The sequence below is a fragment of the Mixta sp. genome (genome assembly GCF_024610815.1).
In the GTDB taxonomy this organism is placed as follows: domain Bacteria; phylum Pseudomonadota; class Gammaproteobacteria; order Enterobacterales; family Enterobacteriaceae; genus Mixta; species Mixta calida.
Window position 1 is genome coordinate 1 of record NZ_JANION010000216.1, and the last position, 10,996, is coordinate 10,996.

Here is a 10,996-nt window from a genome sequence, read left to right on the forward strand (position 1 = left end):
AGAACGCTGAAAACGCCCGTCAGGCGTCGCAGCTGGCGCTGAGCGCCTCCGAAACCGCGCAGAAGGGCAGCAAGGTCGTGGACGGCGTGGTGAAAACCATGAGCGAGATCGCGGGCAGCTCGAAAAAGATTGCCGATATCATCAGCGTGATCGACGGCATCGCCTTCCAGACCAACATCCTGGCGCTGAACGCGGCGGTGGAAGCGGCGCGCGCCGGTGAACAGGGCCGCGGCTTCGCGGTGGTGGCGGGCGAGGTGCGCAATCTGGCGCAGCGCAGCGCTCAGGCGGCGAAAGAGATTAAGTCGCTGATTGAAGATTCTGTGGCGCGTGTCGATACCGGTTCTGTACTGGTTGAAAGCGCGGGCGAAACCATGAGCGACATCGTCAGCGCGGTCACCCGCGTCACCGACATCATGGGTGAAATTGCCTCGGCGTCGGACGAGCAGAGCCGCGGCATCGACCAGGTGGGCCTGGCGGTGACCGAGATGGATCGCGTGACGCAGCAGAACGCCGCGCTGGTGCAGGAGTCCGCCTCGGCGGCCGCCGCGCTGGAAGAACAGGCGAGCCGTCTCAGTCAGGCGGTCGCGGTGTTCAGAATTCGTAAAGAATTCGCCGCCGCCGCCGTTAACGTTAATACGGCAGCGAAAAAGCCGCAGAGCGCGGCGTCGACACCGGTAGCGCGCAAGGCCGCTGGCTCGGATGAGAACTGGGAAACCTTCTGATTCTCGTCCAGGCAGGCGGTAAACAATAAGAAAAACGTGTTGACGGAAGAAGTTGGTGAGACGGACAGAGGGATGGCGCAGGCGCAAGGCAACGGCAGGCAGAGGCCACGCCGCGACATCAAATGCTGCCCCGCTTCAAATGAAGAGCGCGGCGGCGTCACCGGCGTCGCGATCGTCAATAGCCAGATTAGGTCACACAGCAAAATGCCGCGCTGATGAGGAAGCGGCAGCGGCCACGGATTAGCGCGACGCCCCGATAGTCGGACCAGACAGCCGCAGCGCACGACGCGCCGCAGGCGGTAAGGCAGGCGAGCAGGGTGAGAAGCTGACAAGCCATCGCCAGGAAGTGGCGCCTTTAAACCTTAAACTGCTTTGTTGGGTGAACCTGGATGAAGAAATCGACAGTACTGGCACCACCTGAGAACGCGACGCTGCTGGCCCAGATGGTGCAGCGTTTGCCTCTCTCTGATACGCACTTTCGCCGTATCAGTCAGCTGATTTATCAGCGAGCCGGCATCGTGCTTGCCGATCATAAACGTGAAATGGTTTACAACCGGCTGGTGCGGCGCCTGCGCACCCTGAATATTGATGACTTTGGCCGTTATCTCGCCCTGCTGGAAAACGATCCCAACAGCGCGGAGTGGCAGGCGTTTATCAACGCCCTGACCACCAACCTGACGGCCTTTTTCCGCGAGGCGCACCACTTCCCGATTCTGGCGGAACACGCCAAACGGCGCGGCGGCAGCTACAACGTCTGGAGTACGGCGGCCTCTACCGGCGAGGAGCCTTACTCCATCGCTATGACGCTGGCGGAAACGCTGGGCGCCGGACCGGGGAAATTCTCCGTTCACGCCAGCGATATTGATACGCAGGTGCTGGAGAAGGCCTCATCGGGCATCTATCGCCAGGAGGAGCTGCGCACGCTTTCGCAGCCGCAGATGCAGCGCTTCTTTTTGCGCGGCACAGGCCCGCATTCCGGCATGGTGCGCGTGCGCTCCGAGCTGGCGAGCACGGTGAATTTTTTCCAGCTGAACCTGCTGGCGCACGAGTGGGCGCTGCCCGGCCCGTTTGATGCGATTTTTTGCCGCAACGTCATGATCTATTTCGACAAAGAAACCCAGGAAAAGATCCTGCGGCGCTTTGTCCCGCTGCTGAAGCCCGGCGGTCTGCTGTTCGCTGGCCACTCGGAAAACTTCAGCCAGATAAGCAAAGAGTTCTATCTGCGCGGACAAACGGTTTACGGGCTGACTAAGGAAAGAGCATGAGCAAAATCACCGTAATGTGCGTTGATGATTCAGCGCTGATGCGTCAACTGATGACGGAGATCATCAACAGCCATCCCGATATGGAAATGGTGGCCACGGCCCCCGATCCGCTGGTGGCGCGCGATTTAATTAAACAGTACAACCCGCAGGTGCTGACGCTGGACGTCGAGATGCCGCGCATGGACGGCCTCGATTTCCTGGAAAAGCTGATGCGTCTGCGTCCGATGCCGGTCGTGATGGTCTCTTCGCTGACGGCGAAAGGCTCTGAAGTCACGCTGCGCGCGCTGGAGCTGGGGGCGATCGATTTCGTCACCAAACCGCAGCTGGGCATCCGTGAAGGCATGATGGCCTACAGCCAGATGATCGCCGACAAGATCCGCGCCGCCGCCCGCGCCCGTCTGGTGCCGCGCGGCGCGCAGGCCGCGCCAGCGATGCTGAAGGCCGGGCCGCTGCTGAGCAGCGAGAAGCTGATCGCTATCGGCGCCTCCACCGGCGGCACCGAAGCGATTCGCCATGTGTTGCAGCCGCTGCCGGCAACCAGCCCGGCGCTGCTGATTACCCAGCATATGCCGCCAGGCTTTACCCGCTCGTTCGCCGAGCGGCTGAACAAACTTTGCCAGATTACCGTGAAAGAAGCGGAAGACGGTGAGCGTATTTTGCCGGGGCACGCCTATATCGCCCCCGGCGCGATGCACCTGGAGCTGGCGCGCAGCGGCGCCAACTATCAGGTGAAGCTGAACGACGGCCCACCGGTTAACCGCCATAAGCCGTCGGTGGATGTCCTGTTTAAGTCGGTGGCGCAACACGCCGGACGCAACGCCGTTGGCGTGATCCTCACCGGCATGGGCAACGACGGCGCGGCCGGACTGCTGGAGATGTACCGCGCCGGCGCCTGGACCATCGCCCAGAACGAAGCAAGTTGTGTGGTTTTCGGCATGCCGCGTGAGGCTATCGCTCACGGGGGAGCCAGTGAAGTGGTGGATTTGCACCAAATCAGTCAGCACATGCTGGCAAAAATTAGCGCCGGACAGGCATTGCGCATTTAACCGAGCCCGTCCAGCGGGACGAGATAACACAGGAGTAGATATGGTTGACAAGAATATGCGTTTTTTGGTGGTGGACGACTTCAATACGATGCGTCGTATTGTGCGCAACCTGCTGAAAGAACTGGGCTTCAACAACGTTGAAGAAGCTGAAGACGGCGTCGATGCGCTGACCAAGCTGCGCGCGGGCGGTTTCGATTTCGTCATTTCCGACTGGAACATGCCGAACATGGATGGCCTGCAGCTGCTGCAGACCATTCGCGCCGACGCCACCCTGGGCAAGCTGCCGGTGCTGATGGTGACCGCCGAAGCGAAAAAAGAGAACATCATTGCCGCAGCTCAGGCTGGCGCCAGCGGCTATGTCGTCAAACCTTTTACCGCAGCGACCCTGGAAGAGAAGTTAGGTAAGATCTTCGAAAAATTAGGTATGTAAGGAGACGTGATGAGCGAACTTACGAAACCAGCGACAGATGCGGCTTCGGCGCAAGATATTATTTCTCGCATCGGCTCCCTGACGCGCATGCTGCGTGACAGCCTGCGCGAGCTGGGACTGGATCAGGCGATTGCGGAAGCGGCGGAAGCGATTCCTGACGCCCGCGACCGTCTCGACTATGTGGTACAGATGACCGCTCAGGCCGCTGAGCGCGCGCTGAACTGCGTAGAAGCTTCACAGCCGCGTCAGGACGCGCTGGAGAGCGGTGCTAAAGATCTGAAAACGCGCTGGGACGCCTGGTTTGAAGACCCCATCGAGCTGGCGGACGCCCGTGTACTGGTTTCGGATACGCGCGAATATCTGGCCGCCGTGCCGGAACACACGTCCTTTACCAACGCACAGCTGCTCGACATCATGATGGCGCAGGATTTCCAGGATCTTACCGGTCAGGTGATCAAGCGCATGATGGATGTGATTCAGGAGATTGAGCGTCAGCTGTTGATGGTGCTGCTGGAGAACATGCCGGAAGCGAACGCGCGTCAGAAGCGGGAAGAGAACAGCCTGCTGAACGGTCCGCAGATTAACGCCGCCGCCCCTGGCGTCGTGGCGAACCAGGATCAGGTTGACGATCTGCTCGACAGCCTGGGCTTCTGAAAGGTCGCCGCCGTCCGCATTATGGGACGGCGGCGCCCCGATTTTATTCAAACAGGCTGGCGTCGCGTCAGCCTGCCTTATCCATTCCCTGAAATAACCCCTGTTTAACCCTGTTACTCGTCCCATTAAAACGGCTCAAGTTTGGCAACCTATGCGCAATCCCCATTCTGGCGCAGGTTATCAACGTGGCTGAAGGTAGCGATAGCGACGAGGAAAAAACAGAATCCCCCACACCCCACCGACTTGAAAAAGCGCGTAAAGAGGGGCAGATCCCGCGTTCCCGCGAGCTGACCTCCCTGCTGATGTTGGTGACGGGGCTGATGGTGCTGTGGATGGGCGGCGAATCGATGGCCCGACAGCTGGCCGAAATGGTCGCGTCCGGCTTTAGCTTCGATCACCGTTTAATTAACGATCCCGGTCAGATTGTTCGCCATATCAGCCGTCTGCTGGGGCAGGCGGTGTCGGCGCTGCTGCCAATGATGGCGGGCCTGGTGTTGGTCGCCATCGCCTCGCCGATGCTGCTGGGCGGCATCGTGCTGAGCGGCAAATCCCTTTCCCCAAGCTTCAGTAAGCTGAACCCGCTGAGCGGACTGAAGCGCATGTTTTCCGCCCAGACGGCGGCCGAGCTGCTGAAAGCGGTGCTGAAGGCGGTGCTGGTCGGTTCGGTGGCGGGCTGGTATGTCTGGAGCCGCTGGCCCGATATGCTGCATCTGATTACCGAATCGCCCTGGAAGGCCCTGGCACACGGCATGAATATGATCGCCGCCTGTTGCTTTTTGGTGGTGCTGGGCCTGGTGCCGATGGTGGGCTTCGACGTGTTCTGGCAGCTGTTCAGCTATTTCAAAAAGCTGCGTATGACGCGTCAGGAGATCCGTGACGAACATAAAGAGATGGAAGGCGACCCGCATGTGAAAGGGCGCATCCGTCAGGCGATGCGCGCCGCCGCTCGCCGCCGCATGATGGCCGATGTGCCGAAGGCGGACGTGATCGTCACCAACCCGACGCACTATTCGGTGGCGTTGCAGTATGACGAGAAGAGAATGAGCGCGCCGAAGGTATTGGCGAAAGGCGCCGGTGACGTGGCGCTGCGCATTCGTGAGCTGGGTAAAGAACATCGCGTGCCGATTCTGGAGGCGCCGCCGCTGGCGCGCGCCCTTTATCGTCACAGTGAAATAGGACAGCACATTCCGGGCGCGCTCTATGCGGCGGTGGCGGAAGTGCTGGCCTGGGTATGGCAGCTCCGACGCTGGAAGCGCGAGGGCGGGCTGATACCGAAGAGACCTGAACGCTTGCCGGTACCGGCTGAACTGGACTTTGCAGGAGAGACAAGAGCTGATGGCTAATCTGGCCGCTTTATTTCGCTTACCGGGTAACATGAAAGATACGCAGATGAAGGTGCTGGCTGGCCCGCTGCTGATTCTTTTGATCCTGTCGATGATGGTGCTGCCGCTGCCGCCCTTTATCCTCGATCTGCTGTTTACCTTTAACATCGCGCTGTCGATCATGGTGCTGCTGGTGGCGATGTTCACCCAGCGCACGCTGGAGTTCGCCGCGTTCCCGACCATTCTGCTGTTCTCGACGCTGCTGCGTCTGGCGCTGAACGTTGCCTCGACGCGCGTGATTTTGCTGGAAGGGCATACCGGCGCGGCGGCGGCGGGACAGGTGGTGGAAGCGTTCGGCCACTTCCTGGTCGGCGGCAACTTCGCCATCGGTATCGTGGTGTTTATTATCCTGATCATCATTAACTTTATGGTGATCACCAAGGGTGCCGGGCGTATCGCGGAAGTGGGGGCGCGTTTCGTGCTTGACGGGATGCCCGGCAAGCAGATGGCGATCGATGCCGATCTCAACGCCGGTCTGATCGGCGAAGAGGAAGCGAAGAAACGTCGCTCCGAAGTCACGCAGGAAGCGGATTTCTACGGCTCAATGGACGGTGCCAGTAAGTTTGTGCGCGGCGACGCCATCGCTGGCATCATGATTATGATTATCAACGTCGTGGGCGGCTTGCTGGTGGGCGTGGTGCAGCACGGCATGCCGTTCGGCGCGGCGGCGGAAAGCTATACGCTGCTGACCATCGGCGACGGCCTGGTGGCGCAGATCCCGGCGCTGGTGATTTCCACCGCGGCGGGCGTTATCGTCACGCGCGTCAGCACCGATCAGGATGTGGGCGAGCAGATGGTGACCCAGCTGTTCAGCAACCCGCGTGTGATGATGCTGAGCGCTGGCGTGCTGGGGCTGTTGGGCCTGGTGCCGGGGATGCCGAACCTGGTGTTCCTGCTGTTTACCGCCGCGCTGCTGGGCCTGGCCTGGTGGCAGCGCGGTCGTGAGATGAAGCCGAAGGCGGCTGCGCAGCAGGCGATCCCGCGTGCGCAGGAGACGGCGGCGACAGTGGAAGCGACCTGGGGCGACGTGCAGCTGGAAGATTCGCTGGGTATGGAAGTGGGCTACCGCCTGATCCCGATGGTGGACAGCACGCAGGACGGCGAGCTGCTGGGCCGTATCCGCAGTATTCGTAAGAAGTTCGCGCAGGAGATGGGCTTTCTGCCGCCGGTGGTGCATATCCGCGACAATATGGATATGCCTGCGGCGCGCTACCGCATTCTGATGAAAGGGGTCGAGATTGGCAGCGGCGACGCTTATCCGGGCCGCTGGATGGCGATCAACCCTGGCACCGCCGCCGGCACCTTGCCCGGCGAACAGACGGTCGATCCCGCATTTGGTCTTGCCGCCATCTGGATCGACAGCGCGCTGAAAGAGCAGGCGCAGATTCAGGGCTTTACCGTGGTGGAAGCGAGCACCGTGGTGGCGACGCACCTGAACCATCTGATCGGCCAGTACGCCAGCGAGCTGTTTGGTCGTCAGGAGGCGCAGCAGTTGCTGGATCGCGTGAGCCAGGAGATGCCGAAGCTGACGGAAGATCTGGTGCCGGGCGTGGTGTCGCTGACGACGCTGCATAAGGTGCTGCAAAATCTGCTGGCGGAGCGCGTGTCGATCCGTGATATGCGTACCATTATCGAGACGCTGGCGGAGCATGCGCCGGTGCAGAGCGATCCGCACGAGCTGACGACGGTAGTGCGTGTGGCGCTGGGTCGCGCGATTACGCAGCAGTGGTTCCCTGGCAATGGAGAAGTGCAGGTGATTGGTCTGGATGCGACGCTGGAACGTCTGTTGTTGCAGGCGTTGCAGGGCGGCGGCGGTCTGGAGCCGGGCCTGGCGGATCGTCTGCTGGATCAGACGCAGCGCGCGTTGCAAAATCAGGAGATGCTGGGCGCGCCGCCGGTGCTGTTGGTGAATCATCCGCTGCGGGCGCTGCTGGCGCGTTTCCTGCGCCGCAATTTGCCGCAGCTGGCGGTGCTTTCCAATATGGAGCTGACCGATAACCGTCATATCCGTATGACGGCGACCATTGGAGGCCACTGATGAAATATGCGCTGTTGTCTTTAGCGCTGCTGCTGCCGTTAGCCGCGCAGGCGGCGGGCGGGGCGTGGCAGGGGAGCGCCGCCGGCGCGAGCCTGAGCAACCGCGGCGTCGAGGCCTCATCGGCGGCGATTACGCCGCCAGGGCCGGTATCCGGCGTGATGACGATTATCTACTGGCGTTTTGAGCTGACGGGCCCGCAGCCTGCGGGGATGCAGGTGAAGCTCTGTTCCAGCACGCGCTGTACGCCGATCGAAGGCGCCAGCGGCGCCACGCGCGGCCTGACGAATGTGCCTGCCGGCGATACGCTGCGCTTTATTTATAGCGTGCCTGGGCAGGGGAGGCTGTTTCCGGTGCTGCGCGTACTCAGCAATCAGGTGATGGTGAATTACCAGTAGGGCAGTTTGCTGCCGGTCTTGCTGATTGAAAACCGGCTTCGTGCCGGTCGCAAGAGGAACTGGCCGTTCGGCGGGACGGTATAAACCCATCCCTGGGACCTCCGCCCGCGCCTTCCCTGGCGCGGGAGGCCCGCCTCATCGGCTAGTTCCCCTTACTCCCCTGAGATTTGCGCTGCCGGAACCTTACCTGTGGTTTATTTTGTTGGGCTGAGAGATATCGGGGATGCTGGTTGAAAACCAACTTCGTGCCGGTCGCAAGAGGAACTGGCCGTTCGGCGGGACGGCATAAACTCATCCCTGGGGCCTCCGCCCGCGCCTTCCCTGGCGCGGGAGGCCCGCCTCATCGGCCAGCTCCTCTCGCTCCCTTGAGATTTGCGCTACCGGAACATTACCTTTTAATTGCCATTGTTCTGTGCCTTTTAGTCACATGGCGCCTGGAGAAAAATCAAAGCGATATCAATGCCGAAAAGCGGCGGCAAATTTCATCAGATGCTGAAGCCGAGGCGGACAGGCTGCGTAGTAAAGCTTCCGCGTCAGGGATGACGCGGCAGAGCCTCCAGGGATGGATTCATGGCGTCTTTACGGAGCGGCCTGTCCGCCGCTGGCTGCGCTGGGCTTGCGTCAACACCGAGTTTCGCCGCCGACCTACCCAACGCTGCGCTGATGCCAACGCCGAGTTTCGCCGCTGACCTACCCAGGGCAAGCGCCGCCAGCAATCTCCCGCCGCGCCAAATCGCCAATAAAAAATCCACGCCGGAGCGTGGATTTTTTCAGTCAGTCTCGCCGCGAAATCAGCGCGGCAAAGCGTAAAAGTTACATGCGCTCGACCGTCTCGATGCCCAGCGTATCCAGGCCCTGCTTCAGCGTGCGCGCGGTCAGCAGCGCCAGCTTCAGACGGCTCTGACGGACAGCTTCGTCTTCCGCAGAGAGAATCGGGCAGTGCTCATAGAAGCCGGAGAACAGGCCCGCCAGATCGTACAGATAGGCGCACATCACATGCGGCGTGCCGTCGCGCGCCACCAGCGTAATGGTCTCTTCAAACTGCAACAGGCGCGCCGCCAGCTGGGTTTCACGCTCGTCACTGAGCTGAATCTGACCTTCCAGCACCGCATTCTCATCGATGCCCGCTTTACGGAACACCGACAGCACGCGAGTATAGGCGTACTGCATATAAGGCGCGGTATTGCCTTCAAAGGCCAGCATATTGTCCCAGTCGAAAATGTAATCGGTGGTGCGGCTCTTTGACAGATCGGCATATTTTACCGCGCCGATACCGACGATATTCGCCAGCTTGCGCAGCTCGTCCGCATCCATATCCGGGTTCTTCTCAGAAACCAGCGCCGTCGCGCGCTCTACCGCTTCATCCAACAGATCGGACAGCTTAATGGTACCGCCGCTGCGGGTTTTGAACGGACGCCCATCTTTGCCCAGCATCATGCCGAACATATGGTGTTCCAGCGGCACCGATTCCGGCACGTAGCCTGCTTTACGCACGATGGTCCAGGCCTGCATCAGGTGCTGATGCTGACGGGAGTCGATGTAGTACAGCACGCGATCGGCGTGCAGCTGCTCATAACGATATTTCGCACAGGCGATATCCGTCGTGGTGTAGAGGTAGCCGCCATCCTTCTTCTGGATGATGACGCCCATCGGCTCGCCTTCTTTATTTTTAAATTCGTCGAGGAAAACCACGGTGGCGCCTTCGCTTTCCACCGCCAGCCCTTTGGCTTTCAGATCGGCGACGATGCCCGGCAGCATATCGTTGTACAGGCTTTCACCCATCACGTCGTTGCGCGTCAGCGTCACGTTCAGACGATCGTAAACCGTCTGGTTCTGCGTCATAGTGATATCGACCAGCTTTTTCCACATGGCGCGGCAATATTCGTCGCCGCCCTGCAGTTTTACCACGTAGCCGCGTGCGCGCTCGGCGAACGCTTCATCTTCGTCATAGGTCTTCTTCGCTTCGCGATAGAACGCTTCCAGATCGGAAAGCGCGATCGCTTCATGATGTTCGCGCTGCTGCTTTTCCAGATAGGCGATCAGCATGCCGAACTGCGTGCCCCAGTCGCCAACGTGGTTGGCGCGGATCACTTTATGACCGAGAAATTCAAGGGTGCGGGCCGCCGCATCGCCGATGATTGTCGAGCGCACATGGCCTACATGCATTTCCTTCGCCACGTTTGGCGCGGAGTAGTCGATAACGATGGTTTGCGCCTGCACCGGCGCAACGTTCAGGCGCGGCGACGCCAGCGCCGCTTCCGCCTGCTGCGCCAGGAACTCAGGCGCGAGGAAAATGTTAATGAAGCCCGGTCCGGCGATGTCGACTTTGCTGGCGATGCCGTCCAGCGCAAGATGCTGCACAACCTGCTCGGCCAGCTGGCGCGGTTGCTGGCCCAGTTTTTTCGCCACCGCCATGATGCCGTTGGCCTGGTAATCGCCAAACTGCACGCGCGCCGACTGACGAACCATAGGTTCGCAATCTGCCGGCGCGCCGACGGCGATCATCGCCTGACTAACTTTTTCGGAAAGGAGAGCCTGAATATTCACCGAGTTACCTTCACCTGTCTGCATTGCCCGCCGCGTTGCGGTACGGGCATTATCATCGCGGCGCCAGACAGCCTGGCAGGATGCTGTAAAATGGCGTCGCGGAAAAAAGAAGGGGGGAAGTATACTTGATTTGAAAGGAGGCGTCAGTAGCCCTTGCGGGCGGAAACACGGCTGTGTATGTTTCCGCCAACGGGAAAAAAGGTTAGCGACGTCTGAGGTGACGATACGGGTTGCTTACCGTTTTTTCATTGCGCACTTTCCAGTGGCGGGAGATAGCAAACCCCATCAGCGCGATCAGAACTGCAATAATAATGAGTTTAAACATATAGCCATTCCTTGTGTGATGGTTCGGGTAAATCTATAAGAAAGCCTTAGTAGCCGCAATTGCGACACCGCCCAATTAGGAATTACCTTAAACCTCGTTCAAACGTAATTAAAAACATAAGGTTAATGATGCTTTTATAAAATATTTTTTGGCTCTGTACCGTGCTAAACTGGACTTTAATACGATAAATTC

At 59.9% G+C, this 10,996-nt stretch carries 10 protein-coding genes; 8 read left to right on the top strand and 2 right to left on the bottom strand.

Annotation, left to right across the window (positions count from 1 at the left end; genetic code table 11):
- The 8 genes from MYY08_RS16445 to flhE form a co-directional block, all read left to right on the top strand.
- Nucleotides 1-722: methyl-accepting chemotaxis protein (locus tag MYY08_RS16445; RefSeq protein WP_288014965.1), on the top strand; the 722-nt coding region annotated here is incomplete at its 5' end.
- A gap of 389 nt (nucleotides 723-1,111) precedes the next feature.
- Nucleotides 1,112-1,987 (top strand): protein-glutamate O-methyltransferase CheR, encoded by an 876-nt coding sequence (gene cheR, locus MYY08_RS16450; RefSeq protein WP_038625573.1) that lies wholly within the window; start codon nucleotides 1,112-1,114, stop codon nucleotides 1,985-1,987.
- Complete coding sequence (locus MYY08_RS16455) at nucleotides 1,984-3,033, top strand: protein-glutamate methylesterase/protein-glutamine glutaminase (RefSeq protein WP_104951522.1); 1,050 nt, start codon at nucleotides 1,984-1,986, stop codon at nucleotides 3,031-3,033. Before cheR ends, MYY08_RS16455 begins: the two co-directional genes overlap by 4 nt.
- A 40-nt stretch (nucleotides 3,034-3,073) precedes the next feature.
- Nucleotides 3,074-3,463, top strand: coding sequence for a chemotaxis response regulator CheY (cheY, locus tag MYY08_RS16460; RefSeq protein WP_038625576.1), 390 nt, complete (start codon nucleotides 3,074-3,076; stop codon nucleotides 3,461-3,463).
- A gap of 9 nt (nucleotides 3,464-3,472) precedes the next feature.
- Nucleotides 3,473-4,117, top strand: coding sequence for a protein phosphatase CheZ (cheZ, locus tag MYY08_RS16465; RefSeq protein ID WP_038625578.1), 645 nt, complete (start codon nucleotides 3,473-3,475; stop codon nucleotides 4,115-4,117).
- Between the two features lie 185 nt (nucleotides 4,118-4,302).
- On the top strand, nucleotides 4,303-5,460 hold the full coding sequence (gene flhB / locus MYY08_RS16470; protein ID WP_038625580.1) for a flagellar biosynthesis protein FlhB: 1,158 nt from the start codon (nucleotides 4,303-4,305) through the stop codon (nucleotides 5,458-5,460).
- The gene (gene flhA, locus MYY08_RS16475) at nucleotides 5,453-7,537 is read left to right on the top strand and encodes a flagellar biosynthesis protein FlhA (RefSeq protein ID WP_038625582.1); all 2,085 of its coding nucleotides are present in this window, start codon (nucleotides 5,453-5,455) and stop codon (nucleotides 7,535-7,537) included. The genes flhB and flhA overlap by 8 nt, the downstream gene beginning before the upstream one ends.
- Entirely contained in the window at nucleotides 7,537-7,932 is a 396-nt protein-coding gene (gene flhE / locus MYY08_RS16480) for a flagellar protein FlhE (RefSeq protein ID WP_190295939.1), read from the top strand. Before flhA ends, flhE begins: the two co-directional genes overlap by 1 nt.
- Nucleotides 7,933-8,745: 813 nt before the next feature.
- On the opposite strand, the gene argS is transcribed toward flhE, so the two are convergent.
- Both argS and MYY08_RS16490 read right to left on the bottom strand, forming a co-directional pair.
- The gene (gene argS, locus MYY08_RS16485) at nucleotides 8,746-10,479 is read right to left on the bottom strand and encodes an arginine--tRNA ligase (RefSeq protein ID WP_038629965.1); all 1,734 of its coding nucleotides are present in this window, start codon (nucleotides 10,477-10,479) and stop codon (nucleotides 8,746-8,748) included.
- Between the two features lie 202 nt (nucleotides 10,480-10,681).
- A complete protein-coding gene (locus MYY08_RS16490; RefSeq protein WP_257152221.1) occupies nucleotides 10,682-10,804 on the bottom strand; it encodes a hypothetical protein in 123 nt (40 codons plus the stop codon).
- Nucleotides 10,805-10,996: the final 192 nt, after the last annotated feature.